Annotated in this window: 25 protein-coding genes; 5 read left to right on the forward strand and 20 right to left on the reverse strand. The window is 33.0% G+C overall.

What is annotated here, in order from left to right:
- Nucleotides 1–209: 209 nt before the first annotated feature.
- The gene (locus MKY78_RS06200; RefSeq protein WP_339216996.1) at nt 210–404 is read left to right on the forward strand and encodes a hypothetical protein; all 195 of its coding nucleotides are present in this window, start codon (nt 210–212) and stop codon (nt 402–404) included.
- On the forward strand, nt 404–1000 hold the full coding sequence (locus MKY78_RS06205) for a zeta toxin family protein (RefSeq protein ID WP_339216997.1): 597 nt from the start codon (nt 404–406) through the stop codon (nt 998–1000). Before MKY78_RS06200 ends, MKY78_RS06205 begins: the two co-directional genes overlap by 1 nt.
- Before the next feature lie 330 nt (nt 1001–1330).
- Here MKY78_RS06205 and MKY78_RS06210 read toward each other — a convergent pair whose 3' ends face one another.
- The 5 genes from MKY78_RS06210 to MKY78_RS06230 form a co-directional block, all read right to left on the reverse strand.
- Nucleotides 1331–1453, reverse strand: coding sequence for an NUDIX domain-containing protein (locus MKY78_RS06210; protein WP_339216998.1), 123 nt, complete (start codon nt 1451–1453; stop codon nt 1331–1333).
- 150 nt (nt 1454–1603) lie between these two features.
- On the reverse strand, nt 1604–2161 hold the full coding sequence (locus MKY78_RS06215; RefSeq protein ID WP_339216999.1) for a hypothetical protein: 558 nt from the start codon (nt 2159–2161) through the stop codon (nt 1604–1606).
- A gap of 221 nt (nt 2162–2382) precedes the next feature.
- Nucleotides 2383–2871: a hypothetical protein gene (locus tag MKY78_RS06220; RefSeq protein ID WP_339217000.1), complete on the reverse strand. Its 489-nt coding sequence runs from the start codon at nt 2869–2871 to the stop codon at nt 2383–2385.
- An 840-nt stretch (nt 2872–3711) separates the two neighbouring features.
- On the reverse strand, nt 3712–3888 hold the full coding sequence (locus MKY78_RS06225; RefSeq protein ID WP_339217001.1) for a hypothetical protein: 177 nt from the start codon (nt 3886–3888) through the stop codon (nt 3712–3714).
- A 730-nt stretch (nt 3889–4618) separates the two neighbouring features.
- Nucleotides 4619–5224 carry an HIRAN domain-containing protein gene (locus tag MKY78_RS06230; protein WP_339217002.1) on the reverse strand — a complete coding sequence of 202 codons (606 nt, stop codon included), beginning with the start codon at nt 5222–5224 and terminating at the stop codon, nt 4619–4621.
- Nucleotides 5225–5339: 115 nt separating this feature from the next.
- On the opposite strand from MKY78_RS06230, the gene MKY78_RS06235 reads away from it, so the two are divergent.
- The gene (locus tag MKY78_RS06235; protein WP_339217003.1) at nt 5340–6674 is read left to right on the forward strand and encodes an IS1182 family transposase; all 1335 of its coding nucleotides are present in this window, start codon (nt 5340–5342) and stop codon (nt 6672–6674) included.
- A 49-nt stretch (nt 6675–6723) separates the two neighbouring features.
- On the opposite strand, the gene MKY78_RS06240 is transcribed toward MKY78_RS06235, so the two are convergent.
- Together MKY78_RS06240 and MKY78_RS06245 are read right to left on the reverse strand one after the other, a co-directional pair.
- On the reverse strand, nt 6724–7230 hold the full coding sequence (locus tag MKY78_RS06240; RefSeq protein WP_339217004.1) for a hypothetical protein: 507 nt from the start codon (nt 7228–7230) through the stop codon (nt 6724–6726).
- 654 nt (nt 7231–7884) lie between these two features.
- On the reverse strand, nt 7885–8484 hold the full coding sequence (locus MKY78_RS06245) for a TetR/AcrR family transcriptional regulator (RefSeq protein ID WP_099354672.1): 600 nt from the start codon (nt 8482–8484) through the stop codon (nt 7885–7887).
- A gap of 98 nt (nt 8485–8582) precedes the next feature.
- On the opposite strand from MKY78_RS06245, the gene MKY78_RS06250 reads away from it, so the two are divergent.
- Nucleotides 8583–9296, forward strand: coding sequence for a GAP family protein (locus MKY78_RS06250; protein WP_116353941.1), 714 nt, complete (start codon nt 8583–8585; stop codon nt 9294–9296).
- 24 nt (nt 9297–9320) lie between these two features.
- A complete protein-coding gene (locus MKY78_RS06255) occupies nt 9321–9542 on the forward strand; it encodes a hypothetical protein (RefSeq protein WP_099354670.1) in 222 nt (73 codons plus the stop codon).
- Nucleotides 9543–10339: 797 nt separating this feature from the next.
- Here the strand turns inward: MKY78_RS06255 and MKY78_RS06260 are convergent.
- The 13 genes from MKY78_RS06260 to MKY78_RS06320 form a co-directional block, all read right to left on the reverse strand.
- The gene (locus MKY78_RS06260) at nt 10340–10801 is read right to left on the reverse strand and encodes a DUF4304 domain-containing protein (RefSeq protein WP_116353940.1); all 462 of its coding nucleotides are present in this window, start codon (nt 10799–10801) and stop codon (nt 10340–10342) included.
- A 70-nt stretch (nt 10802–10871) separates the two neighbouring features.
- The gene (locus MKY78_RS06265) at nt 10872–11327 is read right to left on the reverse strand and encodes a hypothetical protein (RefSeq protein ID WP_339217005.1); all 456 of its coding nucleotides are present in this window, start codon (nt 11325–11327) and stop codon (nt 10872–10874) included.
- 36 nt (nt 11328–11363) lie between these two features.
- Nucleotides 11364–11630, reverse strand: coding sequence for a hypothetical protein (locus MKY78_RS06270; protein ID WP_284561384.1), 267 nt, complete (start codon nt 11628–11630; stop codon nt 11364–11366).
- A 113-nt stretch (nt 11631–11743) separates the two neighbouring features.
- Entirely contained in the window at nt 11744–12286 is a 543-nt protein-coding gene (locus MKY78_RS06275) for a hypothetical protein (RefSeq protein WP_116353938.1), read from the reverse strand.
- Nucleotides 12287–12356: 70 nt separating this feature from the next.
- Nucleotides 12357–12620 carry a CPCC family cysteine-rich protein gene (locus MKY78_RS06280; RefSeq protein WP_339217006.1) on the reverse strand — a complete coding sequence of 88 codons (264 nt, stop codon included), beginning with the start codon at nt 12618–12620 and terminating at the stop codon, nt 12357–12359.
- Nucleotides 12621–12803: 183 nt separating this feature from the next.
- Nucleotides 12804–13325 (reverse strand): hypothetical protein, encoded by a 522-nt coding sequence (locus MKY78_RS06285; RefSeq protein WP_339217007.1) that lies wholly within the window; start codon nt 13323–13325, stop codon nt 12804–12806.
- Nucleotides 13326–13376: 51 nt separating this feature from the next.
- Nucleotides 13377–13766, reverse strand: a complete 390-nt coding sequence (locus tag MKY78_RS06290) for a hypothetical protein (protein ID WP_339217008.1) — start codon at nt 13764–13766, stop codon at nt 13377–13379.
- Between the two features lie 100 nt (nt 13767–13866).
- Nucleotides 13867–14151: a hypothetical protein gene (locus tag MKY78_RS06295; protein WP_116354780.1), complete on the reverse strand. Its 285-nt coding sequence runs from the start codon at nt 14149–14151 to the stop codon at nt 13867–13869.
- Between the two features lie 102 nt (nt 14152–14253).
- Entirely contained in the window at nt 14254–14871 is a 618-nt protein-coding gene (locus tag MKY78_RS06300; RefSeq protein ID WP_339217009.1) for a hypothetical protein, read from the reverse strand.
- Between the two features lie 231 nt (nt 14872–15102).
- Entirely contained in the window at nt 15103–15918 is an 816-nt protein-coding gene (locus MKY78_RS06305; protein WP_284561389.1) for a hypothetical protein, read from the reverse strand.
- Between the two features lie 35 nt (nt 15919–15953).
- A complete protein-coding gene (locus MKY78_RS06310) occupies nt 15954–16364 on the reverse strand; it encodes a DUF4275 family protein (protein ID WP_339217859.1) in 411 nt (136 codons plus the stop codon).
- Nucleotides 16365–16465: 101 nt separating this feature from the next.
- Nucleotides 16466–16900 (reverse strand): DUF4279 domain-containing protein, encoded by a 435-nt coding sequence (locus MKY78_RS06315; RefSeq protein ID WP_116354778.1) that lies wholly within the window; start codon nt 16898–16900, stop codon nt 16466–16468.
- A 19-nt stretch (nt 16901–16919) separates the two neighbouring features.
- A complete protein-coding gene (locus tag MKY78_RS06320; RefSeq protein WP_116354777.1) occupies nt 16920–17411 on the reverse strand; it encodes a hypothetical protein in 492 nt (163 codons plus the stop codon).
- Nucleotides 17412–17441 lie beyond the last annotated feature (30 nt).

The raw sequence follows: 17441 nt of genomic DNA on the forward strand, positions 1-17441 counted from the left end.
AATTCAATTCCTCCAATGAACTCTTTTTACAAAAACAACTTTACAGTTAAATATTAACACAATATTCAAAACATATATTATAAAAATAATGACCATCAAATTTGATAATCCCATATTAAACTAATGCAACCTATAAGCGTAAAACTTATTGATTATCTTATAAATTTAATAAGCAATCTGATATAATTTATTTAAAGGTGGTGTTGCTTATGTTAGATGAACAAAACAATGAACCAAAAAGAAAATATGAGTGGTTAAGTAAATGGGCTAAAATGACTGGTGAACGGGCTAGGATTGACGCAAAAGCAAACAACACGTATATTGTATATGAAAAAAACGGTAAACTTGTAAAAGAATTTCCTAATGGTGATATTGTTCCTCTAAAAAAAGATGGTGAATCTTAATGCACAACCACAAACCTATATTTTTTGTGTTTGCAGGTAATAACGGTAGTGGTAAAAGTACATTACGTAGCTTAATAATTGATAAAATTGGTGTTGATATCAATATTGATCCAGATGCTATCGCCAGAAGAATAGATCCAGAAAATCCTGAATATAAAAGAGTATCAGCTGGGAAAGAAGTTATCAAATCCGTCCATAAATACATTAAAGAAGGTAAAGACTTTTCACTAGAAACAACTCTTTCTGGTAAGAATGCTATTAAACAAATACGAAAAGCCAAAGAGATGGGTTATGAAATAACGATGTTTTATGTTGCATTAAGCAATGTCATCCAAAACATTGAAAGGGTTGCAATGAGAGTGAAAAATGGTGGTCATCACATTCCTACTGAAGATATTATCAGAAGAAATAAGACATCGTTTAAACATCTTTTTGAATATGCTTATTTGATTGACAACCTTGTTTTAATTGACAATAGTGAGGATGATGGGAAAATTGTACTCGAAATAAATAATGGAAACATTAATTTCGAAACAACAAATCTCCCCCAATGGTCTCTACCTATTCAAAATCAGTTTAAAAAGAAATTAGAATAAACCGATTCTCCAATATGAGAAAATCGGTTTTTATTATCTTAGAGCCATTTAGATATAAAATTCTTATTGAAGAAAAGCACCCTATAGCTTAATAAGAAGTTTAAATTTCCTGTTTATGTAATTCAGTTAATCCATCGGGGTAAAAGTACCTTTTTACCAGAGTATATTTCTTCTGTGGAAACCCACTTTGCAAGAGTATTCTTATTATCTTCGGATACAGTAAAATGTTCTTTCCGATATATATTTTCATCTTTTCACTAAATATATCTGAGTTATTTCATGACCTATCTTTTCCTCAATTTTAAATATATTTTCTATGCAGGAAATATATCATTCAATGGCAACTTCAACGCCTAGTTCCTCAATAAATTCCCTCATCAAAGTTTCATTTGATTTTTCACCAAATTCGATTGTACCACCTATGGATCCTAATGTATTTGTTCTTGGGTACATCAATTATCCTACTCAAAAATTTAGCTGTGCTTATTCAGATTTCCTTAGTTAAATAAAGGATTATTGTAATTAATCCCCTAGTTCACAACAAAATTATAATTTCCTCTCAAAAAAGCTAAGTATAGCATCTCTTATAAGAATTACTATTAGTTAATCTATCTGTTGTCGAATAAATAAAGACACTAAATATTGCCAATATAACTCACGAAATGAAGTAGTCCATTCGATTCTAAAAAAAACATTTATATCTGGCTGTATTTTTTTTAGCATTAAACATGCCCACACTTCGTCTGATACTTGGTTTATCCGCCTAGCATTAGATATATCATTTTCCCAACGCTCAATCTCTTTAAGATCTGGATAATTTTTATTCCGATTCAAATACATACTAATTTTTTGATTGCAGTAATCATCAATACCTTTATTATTAATTCCTGAAAATAAGCTATAGTTATCTTCAACATTAAGTCCCATATTTTGAATCTTTTCAGCATACTGAAGTAATTCTTTTCTTTTTAAATCTTGAAACCGTTTGAGCTTTTCATCTCTTTCATCTTCAAAGGTATATTGCCAATTTACAAGATCATACATTTCTTGTATTTCCCAGTATTCTACTTCTTCTCCGTTACTGTATTTCACTACTTCAATCTCGTTCGGGTAACGCTCCATAACAGCTCTTTTTAAATCAATCAGAAACGTATTATCCATACATTTTAAATTTCCGATTTTTTCGTTCTTAAATTTATCTTCCCTAGTTTTTATTAAGTCCTCAACTTTCTTGCTTACTATATCTAGCTTAGAAAGAATAATTCTTACGGGGGAAATAATATCTCTTTCAATCCATATCCCCCAATATTCTATATCCCCTAAACGATTATCTGAGCTTTCATCTTTTCTTCTAATCTCTAAAATAATATCTCCATTAACATCTAGTTGTGCAAAGCGATAATTTTTTTCATTCGAACATCTTCAAGATAGGTACCCTTTGTAATACAAAATTTTTCAAAAGATTTATCAGTTGTCTCTAAAGTATGTGCGGTCGTTAAGCTCCTCAAGGCACGAAAGTAATCAATTTTCTGTCGCTCTTCCTCTCTCTTTACTCCATCTTTGTCATTTGGAGCCCCGTATAATTGATCATAACCACTTTTCACAACGCTAAAACTCTTCACTATAATATCAAAAGCACTTAATATTTGATAAGCCTTAATGATAAGCTCATAATACCAACTACTATCTTTCAATTGACTCTGATCATTTAGTTTATCAATCAACTTGTTAATATCTTGAATTCCAAAATTTATATTTATTTTTGCACTAAATATTAAAGATTTATCTTCATCTTTAGGATATAACTCAAAATATCTTGAAGAGAGATTTATGAATTTATTGTATGACTCTAAATCAATTTTCTTAATCATATATTCTACCTCCCCAACGTTTATCATTTATAAATAACTTTCAAGATTTGCAATCATGCCTTATAAACAATGTTTTAATATAGATGAAGGATACTGTCACGTTGGTTAATTTAATAATTTCTACCTTTATACTAACATAATATTCCATTAACAAATTCCAATTTTTAAACATAAATAAGGTGACCTATTAAGATCACCTTGTTTAACTATTGCACCCGTTAAAGAACATAGTTTTCCCAATCATCTGTATATAGTACAACACACTATATTTATTACTTATTGTGATTAGGCTTTTGCTTTCTCAGGAACGGGTGCTCTATTCTCTTCTATGCCTTGAATTTTATAACCATAGGTAGGGTTGTAAATAAGTTTCCCTCTACTATTGTATGAAAGCCTGTGCCTATATAAACCAATTATTCTATTTTTCTAGTAATAGGAAATTTTATCTTAGAATCGATACCTTATTTACGACATAACTTATATAGGGTTATGTTTCGGCAATCCTGTTTTTACAAATAATTCTGTCAACTATTATACTAATAGAGTCTGCATAGGAACCCCATTCGAACCGTTTTGAGTACACTACAAAAATGTTATTTCCGTATTGTCGAAGCTATATGCTGTTAATTACTGTATTTGGTCCCAATCTGGTCTCTATAAAAACTAAACCAGCGATAATCAATTATCTATCATCCATTCACACAAAAATGCTACTTATGGGAAAATATTCAAATCCCTTATAGTAGCATTTTCAAAGTTCTATTCTTTTTTTCTTTTCTTCGACTTAGAAATTACTCCTTCTAAATATAGAAATAAAGCTTCCTCTATATTCATCGTTACCTACTTTCGATTAAACCTATCTAAAATCTTCGATTCTGTTGGATCTTTTGGTCGTATACGGCCTTGATTAAGATTTTGACTCTTAATTTTAGCAGTTACACGATTGACAGTCGCTTGAAATTTTGTTTTATTTTCTCTTACTCTTGTTTCCAAATCTGATAATGTTAGAGTGGTCATTTTATTTTCACCCTTGTTCATTTTATTCAATACCTCTTTTAGAAGTCAGTATATGTATATTTTCAATTTAATATACCATATAATAATCTAGAGAACTCATTATAAAACGCTTATTTATCATTGTCTTTTTCCATCGAACTTGCCTTTAAATTCCAGCATAATCTCTTTATATATTTTACCATATATTCTAAATATTTTAATCTACATCTCTCTTAATATCTTATCTATGTCCATTTCTACACATCTACTATATGTATCTGTTACTTAGTCGTTCTCTGCCCAAATCCCTTATCTTTCAAGGCTTCCACCCTGTTTTCTCTACTTTTTCTTCCCTCCATTATGTTATTAAGTTCTTCCCCATAATAGACGAAAGAATTAAAAGAATAAGGCGGAAAGGTAATAATTTTGGAATGGTGTTACAGTTAGGAATCACACTGAATAGAGATTGAAAATCAGTTTGATTGATAGAGTAGAAAGGATATTGGAAACGGCTTAATACTAATATTGGCAAAGGATTGGAGGAATAAAAGAAAAAGACTGAATCACTATTGGATACAGCCCGAATTGTATTGATTTGGGAGTGAATATTCCTATTGAAAAGTGATTGAAAAACCTATCAGAATACGTACACACTATGTTAAGTTTTATCCTCTTCTAATACCGACCTGGCTCAAAACAGAGAAAAACAAAAATTAATTGATACTAAGTTATCGAAAGACAATAATACACTTTATTTTAAAAACTCATATAAGGAATTGATGTCATTAATATTTATTCTCTCTACAACAATTTTGATTACTTTTGCTTCCTTTTGTTCGACTACTGCATTAAATTTCATCCCTACATCTAGCTTGTCTGCATATATAGATGCCCAATCCTTTGCAATAAATCCAATTTCGTTATCATCATTATCAACTACTAATATAGCATTTCTATCATAAGGATTGTCTTCATCTCTTATTAAAAATAAGTTATCACCGATCTTAACATTACTAACAAATTTTCTTCTCTCTGGTCTTGTCACTCCAACCACAGGTAATCTCTCCCTTTTAATCAAGACAGACGCTTTCTCCCACTCGGGGATTACTTTTTTATACATTTTATCCAATGTGTAATACATATCAGAATCAATTGTTAGCAATTTATGTTCCTTATGTTGTTCCTTAAATAAGGATACTTTTTTTAAACTTTCATTATCCCAAAATCCTTTCACTTCAATAAGTGTATTATTATCAAGAAAAAAATCTGGTATATAATAATGTGAGAAATGATCGGATTCAACAAAGTAGGATTCTCTTTCATATTCCCATTTAATACCTAAATGAATGAATTTCATAATTCTTAGCCCTTGTGTATCAAGGGGTTTAAGAGATAAAAAAAGAAGTACCTCCCCAAATCTTGTATAATGGTAGTTGACCACAAACCATAAAAAGACTGGAGGAGTACTTCTTATGACTATTATACGACAACCTAGCCTATTTGGCATACAGGAATTATTTGACATGGAACCTACCCAAAAATATGAAGCCATTATTTCAGCGGTAGATTTGGATTCGATGTACCATCAAGTGGCGAAAAAATCACGGTTGGGTGCACCGGAAGAACTAAACTATGCAGCCATGATTATCTCCACCTTTGTAAGATACATAGAGCGCATCCCTACGATGAAGGATCTTATAAAACGTCTTCATGATGATCTAGCTTTTAAGTTAAATTGTGGCTTTTTGGTTTCTGATCATGTGCCTTCAGAATCCTCCTATTCACGTCTCATAACGAAATTGGAGGAAAGCGATATCCTTGAGAAAGAACAAGAAAAAGTGGTCCTCCAGGCTATTGCAGAAGGTTTCATCACGGATGATACAGTGGCCATTGATGCAACCCATTTTGAAGCACGAGACCAAGCGCAGCCAAAAGAAGAAAAGCCAAAATCTGAACCCCAAAAACGTGGTCGGAAATCAAAAGATGAGCGTGACGGGTGGCTTAAAGAACAAGCTGAAACGGAAGCCAATTTACCTTTATATGATAGAAAAATTGTGGCCCAATTAGATGTTCCCCTAGCCGAACTACGTGCCGAAGTTCCCCAAGACCCTAAATGGGGCGTGAAAAAGAACTCAGAAGGACAAAATGTTTTTTGGTTTGGCTACAAAGGTCATTTAGCCGTTGGTACATCAAGCCAATACATTCTACAGGCTCTTTTTTCATCTGGGAGTCTAAATGATGGTAAGGCAGCTATCCCTTTACTGAAAGGAATTCAGGAACGCCTTCACCTTCCATTACGTTATCAAACAATGGATGCGGGCTATGACTATGAACCTCGAATGGGACAACAATCCGTCATCGCGTATAATAAGCGAAATGAAGGGGAAATCATTGGCTATGATAAACACTTTGCCCCAACTTGTTTCAGAGAGCATTCTTATCGTTATGATAGTTTTGATCCTAAATATGAAACATTGAAATACACAAGACCAAAGGAATGCAGCGACTGTCCCTTAGCTAATGAAGGTATTTGCCAAAAGGTTTATAAAGTGAAAATCACTTCAGACCTTCGCAGATATACCGCACCAGCACGCGGGTCACAAGCATGGAAAAACATTTTCAAACGTCGTACTGCCGTAGAACGGGTTAATGCCTATCTGAAAGAATTCTTTCAACTGAACAATGTTCGCTATCGTACTGGGAAACGTGCAAAAATTCATTTTGACATGGTAACCCTTATTTATAATGCTTCAAAGTTAGCCGCAGACCGAATTAATGTACAATTAAATCAGCAACAAGTAGCATGATTTCTGTTTTTAAAAATACATTTTAGAAATTCTGTAGGATTCTGTATTTTTAAAAAGAGCAATTATGAAATTGACTCAAATAGTTTAATAATCTAGCTATATTCGCTTCCCAAGAGGAATTAAAAACCAATTTTAAATCATCTCTAAATTTAACGTGTGATTCCCTTGAATCACTTGCCTTCATCCGTATATCTAAACTTAAACTACCATCCATATCCTGATAGATACAATGATTAATATTACTTTTTGAAAGGACACTTAGAACCTTATACGAGGGATAGACATCTTCATTGTAAAAGTTATTGATTTTAAACCAAATTAGCCCATTTATTTCAAATTTATCACTTACTATATCAACATGATTTACTACAATATCCATATCTAAAACATGCTTTACAATATTTCGAGCATCCTCCTCATATTTTTTATCTAAAATGAAATAAGAGAACCTTTTACCAATTACAATCTCGTCAAATTCGTGCATATTTTCGTAATTAAGATTCTGCCCCCATGAATTAACTTCAATATCCCACATTTCTTCATATTCCCCTGCCAAAAAGTCCTTCCCCGCCTTCCGCTCCCCCTCACTCCCCCCAAACCCTTGTGGCTCTAAGCCTCTTACCTCCTAACTCTTCTTTCCGCCACTCTTCCTTCTGTTATAAAGTTCTTCCCCAAAACCCCCATTTTCGCCCTCTTTTTCCGCTCTGGCTTGTATCGAAAATTCTGCCAATGTTAAAGAGTTGGTACCGATAATGGAGGAAAGAATCAGGAGAAAAGAAAGGAAATGCAGCAATTCTAGGATGGTATCACAGTTAGGAAACACACTGAATAGAGATTGGAAATCCTACGGATTTTTGTATTGGAGAAACGATTGAAACCTATATCGGACAAGGGATTGAAGGAATATTTGGCAAAAGAAAAGGACTGGATCATATTGAATCCAGCCCCGAATTTTGATTGGTATTTTATTGAAAAAACCAATTGAAAAACGATTGAGTACATAAAGATCGCCCGCTGCTCTTCCCACTTCCTTTGCCGTTTGGAAACCAACTATAAAGCAGTGGGAACCAACTTTTTAGCATGGGGAAGGGGAAAGTAACAGTTATATATAGTAGAAAAAAGAATAGAGAAATAAGAAGCATGGTATTGGTCCCACCTTTATTCCGCAAAAGCCCTCGTTACTCGAATATAGTCTCATTTTATTAACTTTCTAATTACATACTTTGCAAAGTGTTTCTAAATGATAACGGATTACTTCCTTAACCTTTTCTGAGGAGTACACATCAGGTCTTAGTAGAGCATGAATTGACAAACCTTCAATCAATGCTGATAGCCTACTTGTTTCTAATTCTACATTAATTGACTCGGGTAAAAGCCCTTGTAAAACTAACATCTGAATCATAGAATTCGCTAATTCATACGTTCCGTTAGTCATTTCATCTTTTTTTTCTTTTAATGTATCACTTGTAAGTGAGCGAAGTGCAAAGATCCACCAAACACTCGTTTCAATTTTCTTTTTTTCGTCAATTGGCACAAGCTCTAATAGAACTTCCTCAACTGCTTGCAATGGGTTTTCTGACCAATTTTTACTTTGAGAACGTTTTTTTCCTTCTTCCAGGTAATAATTCATGATAAATAATAACATTTCATCCTGTGTTGAAAAATAATGTCTTAACGCACCAGAGGACATCCCTGCTTCAGTTGCAACTCTGCGTATTGATGCTTTCTCAAACCCTTCTTGCTTAATAATATTCCATGCAGCTTCTGCGATCGACTTCCTCTTTTGCTCATGATTAACAATCTTTGGCATTATTAAAACCACTTCCCTTATTTAACACAGTGTGTTATTATCTTTTTAGCACATTGTATTATAATAATACCACATATTAAAAAGGAGGTACTATTTAATTGATAGAAACGATTGAAGCAATGATGCCATCTTCATTAATAGACATATCAACAGCCTTAATAATTATTTCCATTTGTGCCTTAGTTGACATATTAAGTCCTGGTGTACTAGCTGTAACAGCCTATTTATTATTGATACAACCTAATCAATTATCTTCTCGCTTGCTTGTTTTTCTATCTATTACGCAATTAGGCTACTTTGTAATGGGTTTATTACTATACTTTGGTGGAGAATCACTATTGACGAGAATCGAACAATTATCTGAAATTGACTTTATCAATTGGTTTTATATCCTTTTTGGAATGGTTCTTGTTCTAATTAGCTTCAGTAAACCAAAAGATACTACAAAAAAACGTTTAATTTCAATTATACCCACAAACACAACTATCAAAGGGATGATCATATTAGGAAGCATTGTTTTTCTAATTGAATTTGTAACTGCATTGCCTTACTTTTATTCAATTTTATTAATGGATCACCTAGCAATAGAGCCTACTCCTTCTATCTTAATTATAACTGGGTACAATCTTGTAATGGTGCTTCCTTCACTACTGCTTTTAGGAGTTAATATTGTGCTTAAAGACAAACTACATCAATTTCTAAATAAAATCAGGTCAAAATTAAATGAAGCTCCAATTTCTTCACTCTTAGTAGCGATAGGAGTAGTAGGTGCAGTTTTTTTCAACATTGGTCTTAGAGGCATATTAAATTAAAAAAATTTTAATGAGGTGTTCATCATGAAAGAAATTATTAGTGGACTTAGTTTACTATTCCTTATCCAAGGAGTAGGAGGGCTAATTAATCATCTAACAAATGGAGGTAAAAGCTGGTTTTTAGTTAATTATGTTGATGCCTTTCAAGGATTTGAAATCATTTTAAACATTGTATTTATTATAGTTGGCGGGGTCATAGGTTTAGCATCTCGTAAAAAAGACGACTCTACTAAAAGTGAAAACTAAAATGTACAAATTTACACTACAGCGGAGGAATTCTCACCACTTCCGCTGTTTTCCCTTTACTTTGCCTTTTACAAAAGAAAAGGGACGAAGTCAAACTGGACCCGCCCCCCGAATTTTGATTGATTTTACGATAGAATCAAGATTGAATACATATTTGTTTACCCGCTGGTCTTCCCGCTCTGGATACCAACTATTTAGCAGTAGGTACCGACTTTTTAGCGTGGAAATCAACTTTTTAGCATGGAGATAATTGTTGTCCCCATCGAATTATAACGTTCCCCCGCTCCATCTTCCCCCAATCCCCCTCAAACCCTTGCCACACATGCCCTCACACCCTTTTCTCACCTTTCCCCAATCTCGTTAAAGAATAATAACGTTCCCGCTTTTTTCACCCTTTTTCCTCATTTGTGTAACGATTTTTCACTGAATCCGAAAGAATAATAACGTTCCAGAATAGAGGTAAGATTTAAGGTTGGAGGGAGCGGTTTTTCCCGCTTTCTTTCACACGTTTGCTCATGCCTTTTCTTCTTCTTTTTTGTTGCGAAACCCTGTAGTTACTTGTCTTCTCATGCTTTTCTTCATGCTTTTTCTCATGCTCTTTCTCGCTCTTTCCCCCGCCTTTTTTCGGGCATAAAAAGACCGAAGGTCTGCCTGAATCGGATCAGGAAACCTTCGGATTTAGGAACGTTCTTTTTAGTTAAGGAACGGTTTTATTGTGTAAGAAGCGGTAATTTTAGTTTGAGACATAGTAGGGATAAGGTTTAAGGAAGAAATCATTTCGTTTGTTAGCCCTTATTTCAAGAATGTTTCTGTTGGTTAAGTAACTTTGAAATCCATGAACGGTCAGATGTATTTAATAAATCTAAAACATTCGATGCAACCTTTTCAAAATCTTCTTCTGTTTTTACATTTTCAAAATTAAACCAGATTCCATCTTCATCTTCTGATTTAGCCCCTAACCTATACCGTCTGTTTATATGATGGGCAGTAACTTTATTAAGCGGGACTTGTTCTCCCCAAGACATCGTTACACCTTTAATTGGACAAATTGCTAATTCCACTACAAATGAACCGCCCCATTTGTTAAATTGGAAAGTAATTAAATCAATATTATCTTCATTTTCACGTCTAAAGTGAGGAAATGAGCCTTTAAACCCTTGATTTCTTAATACAGGTATAACAACTTTTTTCAGGGCATTATCCATCATTTTTCTTTCATTCGATGCCACAATATTTCCCCTTACCTTTAGTTTATTCATAATCCTTCTTCATCGTCTAAAAGAACCACTATTCTATTGAACATTCGCACTCGTAGAAAATATAAAGAAGTTACTTATTCTTAACACCTTTTAAATCACCATAATAATCCACAATTTTCTTTAACTCTTTAATGGTTTCTTCAAAAAAACTTTGATCGCTTTCAATTTCGAATTTCAATTTGTTCTCTTGATATGCTTTTTCCTGAAAATAACCGTCTATGGTGATTTGACCTAATTTATCAAATTTAATTTCAATTTTCAGGTTAGTTTCGGAAGTCCAAAACGTAGCAACACCGCTCAATTTACGATAACAACTTGCTAATTGTTCGTGGAACTCATAGATTTCACCAGTAGTAAACCACAGTTCACCATTAACGTAATAATTCCCACTCTTAATTTCTATTCTTCCTTGAACATCATAGCCACCAAAATTACTTGTCAAATCGGGAAAGCCAAATACTTCTTTTAACTCAATTCGTATAAAGCCCTCTTTACCTTTAATGACAAACTCATTCACACTTTTCATCTCATTTCAATTAGGTAGATAGTTAGCTTACTGTTATTAATATGTAGGCGAGTAAATTCTATCGGTATCAGTATCTATAACAAAGTCCACCTTAATAGCCTCTGAATAAGGTATTTGTTCAAAGTTGTAAATTTTGCAAAATACGTCAGAAAAATCCCTTTGCTCAAAGTTCAATTCTTTGGCTTTGAGATACATTTGCTCCAATTGTTGTTTTGAACACTTTTTACCCGTAAGTAGAACTTGTTGAAAGTAACCATCAATTTCAATAATCATAATAATCACCACTGTTTGCTGAACAGTCATATAGCTCAAAATTCTCAATACTTTTCTGTATCATGCATTGCATTATAATAAGGATAAAATAACTAAACACTAAATTTTAACAGAAGCAGACATAGTAGGGAAAAGCTAACCGCCTAAGAACAATCGGAAGCAATATGCATGTTTTCTGCCTGACAACGTAATTCATAAAAATATCTAACTAATTCATGTTCTCCTAAAATAGACACTTCCATATTATGCAATGTTCTTTTTCCTACTCTACGGTCTAACAAACAGAGTATTTTAATTAGGATATCATATGACTTTAGGGATTCTTCAATGGAAGAGTTGAAATATTCCTCTAATGAAGAAAAGAAGTCGTATTGAGCAAAGATACCTTCTTTTTTCAATTGTGTGTGGGCTTGATCTTGTATGAATCTATTTTTTGCTACATCATCATAATCAAAATCATTCAGATTCCTTCTGAGATCTCTTTCTCTATAATACTCTTCTCTTTCTGCTGTAATTGTACACATACTTAATTGCTCAACTTTATCAACAGTAATGACAGCCCGACCTAACCCATCATGTGCTTTTCTATAATTAATGACTTGAAAATCCACCCTTGAACGCAAAGGCTCACAGATAAAACTTTTTAAATGTTTCTTGGCTTTACTCCACTTAGGCTGATATAACAATTAACCATCTCCTGATTATTTTATTTAATCGTTCCCTTTTATTGTGTAATACATTTGATGCCTTAATAAACTATAACGGTTGCCATTCTGAATCTTTTTCATCCTTTTCGTTAGGTTTTCTGACAAACTCCATACACTTCTCCTCGCAAGCTCCAAATAAGATGGAGTTTCTTTGTGCCTGCCTTAATGATGGAGTATTTGCACCACCCTCATAATCAACATCATCATACTGAATCCCGTCATCTTCCCAATAACAGATATTGCATATAGCATATGTTCCAGGTGGTTTTTCATCTAATGTTTTATAACCGCAACAAGGACAAGTATATTTCACTTAATCACCTCAGTATAAGAATCACTTTTATTCCATTTCTGTATATGTATTTTTCAATAAGAGAAGGCACTTTTCTTATTCCAAAAGGATTGGAGCATTTCTTTTGATCTAATCACCTGTTCTGAGTTTTCTAAGAACAAAGGACTTTTTTCAATTATAGGATAATAGATTTAGTATTCTTTGTTAGTTGAAGAATACCGTTTCATTAAATGAAATCCCCAAATAGCTATATCTTATATCAACCTTAAATATTGCCTCATGATGAATAACACTAACACCATAAATTTCATCATCCTTAGTGGCAGTACCATCATCTAATTTATTAAAGTACGAAGAAGGGGCTGTACCTTTTTTAAGAACAATATCCCCTATATTCTTAAATCCATATTTTTCTGATTCTTGATTTTCAAAATCATCCGTTATAATGAAACCTTGTACAGCATCACTTTTTTGTACTTTTAATTTTGATGGTTTTTCATTGTTATTAACTGAAACGTCTAAATTCTTCACTTCGAGAAACCCTTTATTACCAATTCCGACAACAACCGATTTTTTATCTTCACTTGAAGCAAGTGTACCAATTTCTATAGGCGGGTTGAATTTTACTAAGGAATAAAGACCACCAATAACTATTACTAAAATTAGAACTGAAAACCATATTTTCTTCTTCAAATTCTCCCATCCTTTATCGTAATCACTCTTCAACTAACCTGTTCTATGAAAAAATGCGACATTCCTCCGTTTGCTTAGTAAGGTCTAAATTTTTTTAAATTTACTTTGAACTTTAACAAGAACATATTTTTTACTCCACATTTGGGTAGTAGCAATTAATCTTTCTCCCTCTTTTTCAAAGAACAGACCACTACCATCTTTTTCTTTAAATTCCCATCCCTTAGAACCGATCATTTGTTTAATATTTTCATCAGCGATCAAAACAACTTGATTATCTGTTCTGGTAATATACCAAATCGTATCGCCTTCTACTGCAATTTCTACTACTTTACTATCGGAGTTTTCCAATTTTTCAATCGTCTCTTTAGCTGATAAATTATTAATTGGAAGAGAAGGATAGTATAATTTATTTACAAATATGAAAACAACCAAAATAACAATTACAATAGCCGAAATAAATCCAACTCGTTTCAATGAACTCCCCCCTTGTTTTTAAATTGTGATATCTAAATAATTATTCTTCAACTAAACTACGACCTTAGTGAAAGAGTGTCTCCATTATATTTTCATTGAATCACTGTTTCAATCCTTTAGCTCTTAACCTTACAAATACAAATTTGCCTATCATAAAACAAACAATGCCCGCTAAAAATGACAAAATTAAAAGCACTGCACCTCCTGAATTATAAACAATACCAAACGCAACCTCATTTTGGAGCATATGAACATTATCATAAGTATTTATGTCGCTTGGAATATGAGATTTTGTCAGCAAGTATCCTTTAATTATCGTAAATCCAAGGATTAGTACATGAATAATAATCGAAAATATAACTGCATGCAAAATTGTCTTTTTCATCTATTATAAATTACCTTTCTGTTTTGCAAATGAGACAGAAACGAGCATCAACGATAATCATTTTTATAAATTGCATATTTACTTAAACTAATCCATAAAACCTCACTTACCTATTACAATAGTATAATTGGGAAGTCGCTGTGCAATCGTTTCAATGGACTTGTTTTCCTCTAAATCTGAAAATAGCAAAAAACCATATGCATCATGGGTAATCGCTATTGACGTTGATTCTTTAGTCATATCTATTAAAATCGTAGAGTATTCGGTCTCTTTACCTTTCCAGTCTTTCCCCAACTTATTTATAATACTTACATTATCAGAACAGGAAAGGATAAATGTGCAATTCGATTCTGCCATCCAGAAAGAGGTACGAATGATCGATTCAAAGGCAACTGCATCCGTTATTTTCACTTTAAATAGGGGAACGTGGTATTTAAGCATTTCACTATCTTCTGTTGAAACATATGCTACATCAGCTAATGAATTTACTTCATACTCTTGGCCTAACCTTTTCAATAATGTTTCAAATTCATCATAATCGTTATAGGTAGTTATAGTTAAGTGGATTGGAAACCTATTTATTTCATGTAGATAATCAATTAACAGCTTCTCAATTTCTTTTACTTCAATATGATATATGTATTTAGGTTCACCTATAATTTCATATCTATCATCATACTTATTAAGACCGCTTATGCTTGAAATATAAACAGTAGCCACTATTATCACCTTCTTAAAATACGATATTTGCATTTTCAAAAAATTACTGGCCAACGCTACTCATTCAAAAAGAGCAATTCAAGACAGCCCAATATTCTTCAACACTTGCTTCCATTTGTTTAAAAGCGATTCTAATAAAATCCAACACATTTTAATAATTCACAATCGTTGTGTACATGTTGCTTTGACCATCAGTGAAGGTAATTTTTTTGTGCCATTCGTCAAATCCATTTATGCAATACTTCCACCATGCATGGAAAATATATAGAAATCCCCTTCGTCTGTTAAAGTCCAACCGTCAAAAAAGGAACTGGCATGGAAGACATCTACAAAGACATTATCACATTGTACGATTAGAAGTGGACACTGTTCGAATAACTGAATATCTTCAATTTTTTTACCAACCAATAGCTCTTTGACCGATTTCCATTCACTTTGGTTAGATTGAATATCTGTTTCTCCTAACAATATTCCTCCTGTATCCCGAATTCGCCAAGGACATTCAATAATTATTGCCCCTTTTTCCAACCTAATAATGAAATGAACTTCTGAATCAATGGCGGTAACTTTCTGTCCAATCAGTTCCTTAAACGTGATCTTACTTATTTTTGTATGCCATAGATTACGTGCATGAGCAACAATCATTTCATAGATCTTATCCAGGGTATAGCCGTAATCGTTATCTCCGTACTGAAAGTCATCTATGGCATCACTGATCTCCTGCCAATTCATCTGTTCTTCGAATAAATCGTTTGCAATTGTACAAGCATAAATCTCTTTCACAATTGACACAGCATTCTTTTTGGGCATTAATAATTGTGAATGTAGGCATTTTAAATGGTAGTCTACACATTGTTCTTTAGAAGGTGCTTCTCTTTGAATACTATTTATTGCATCGACAAACATCTTTTCAATTTCAAATATATTTAATTTCCCTTTCATACTGGCTAATTTCTTAATTTCGAGAAAATCCAAATACAAATAAGAATTTGCCCATCCTACATAATCTGATGCCTGTACTGTACCTGTATATTTCTTGTAGTACAACTCTAAAAGTTCTATATGGAACACCTCAATTCATACTATTCTTGGCAAAAGTACGGCCCACACCAACCCGTTTCGTGCGTTTTTACATAAGTCCAGTTGAATTCCTTATCTACCACGTACACATCTGCTTCATTTAGGAAATCATTTGCATTTAAAGATGAAGCATTTTCAAGAATAAATGCATCATCAGAATGTTGATAGAAAACGTAACAGGACTTCTTTGACTTTTTGTTAAACGCTATGTCGGCTTGTTCTACTTTTAAGCAATTCTTTTTCTCATAACTAAATATGTACCACAAAAAGTCATAAAGATAAATAGATTTCTTTTCTTGATCGCTGAGATGATTGGCAAAATTGTTTTCCCATCGTTTCCTCAAAAATGTTCCCCATTTGTCTATTTCAGTCACCTTTACTTTTTTGCTTCTAAGCAATGATACTAAGTCCATACGATTTTCCAATAAGACACCTACTTCTCCTTTAACTTTATTAAATTCATTGTTGATTCATCTTATAAGGTAAAGACCGCTTATTTTTGTCCTTTCCTCACCTATTCATCTATTTCATCGTAGGGATTGGCGTATAAATCAATATCAAAATCAGCATTAATGCTATTGGCAAATGCAATTAGAGATTCATCTAAATATAAACCAGGTGTATAACCGTTGTTCATTATGATGACAATGGTGAATCTACATTCTAATCCGAACCGCCTTTTTAAATCATTGATGATTGATGCCTTACCCCCGATTTGATTGATAATTAAATTTAACTGATCACCAACGTCCAATGATTCTTGATAACCTGTACTTAGCTTCCAACGGGTATAACCTCTTACATGATTTTCTGTAGGAGATATTTTCTTTATGATGTCACCTTTTTTATAACTTTCAGTTGGTACGATATCCAATTGTTTTGTTACAGCATCTAATGAAAATTCATCTGCAAACAAACTAAAATACACCATCACTTGCGTTTTCTCCATCAATATCCTCCACTTTTTATTAATTCGTTATGTAAGGAGATTTGAAGTCCTCGACAAATAATCCCGTTTCCTTAACAACCTCTATAGCTTCCGTACAGTCTTCACTCGCCCCAATGTACATATAATAATCGTATCCAAAGTGAACAAAGAATTTCTTCTTATAGCCTAATTTACACCAAATGGCATTCCGTAATGTCAACTTGACTAACTCTCGGACTTCCTGTGCAGTCACCGCTTTTCCTATCCAAATCTTTGATAGAAATTCATTCGCCTTTTGATGTTTGATCTCGTCAGACCTTTGCTCTAAGGCAATTACATAAACTCTATTCAAACCCATTTCCGTCATAAATGTCGTGATAGTATTTATGTACTTTTCCTCCGTAGCCTCATACTCCTCCATGCTTATCTTTGTCCCAACTTCTGAAAAACAAGTCCATTCTTCATGGTCAAGATAACTTCCATCAGCATTCCTTTTTAATGGATCATATTTTGTTATTCTCCAATAATTCAATGAATCACTCCCCTTTTGAATAAATCAAAC

This window comes from Ornithinibacillus sp. FSL M8-0202, from assembly GCF_037975285.1.
Lineage (GTDB): Bacteria > Bacillota > Bacilli > Bacillales > Amphibacillaceae > Ornithinibacillus > Ornithinibacillus massiliensis.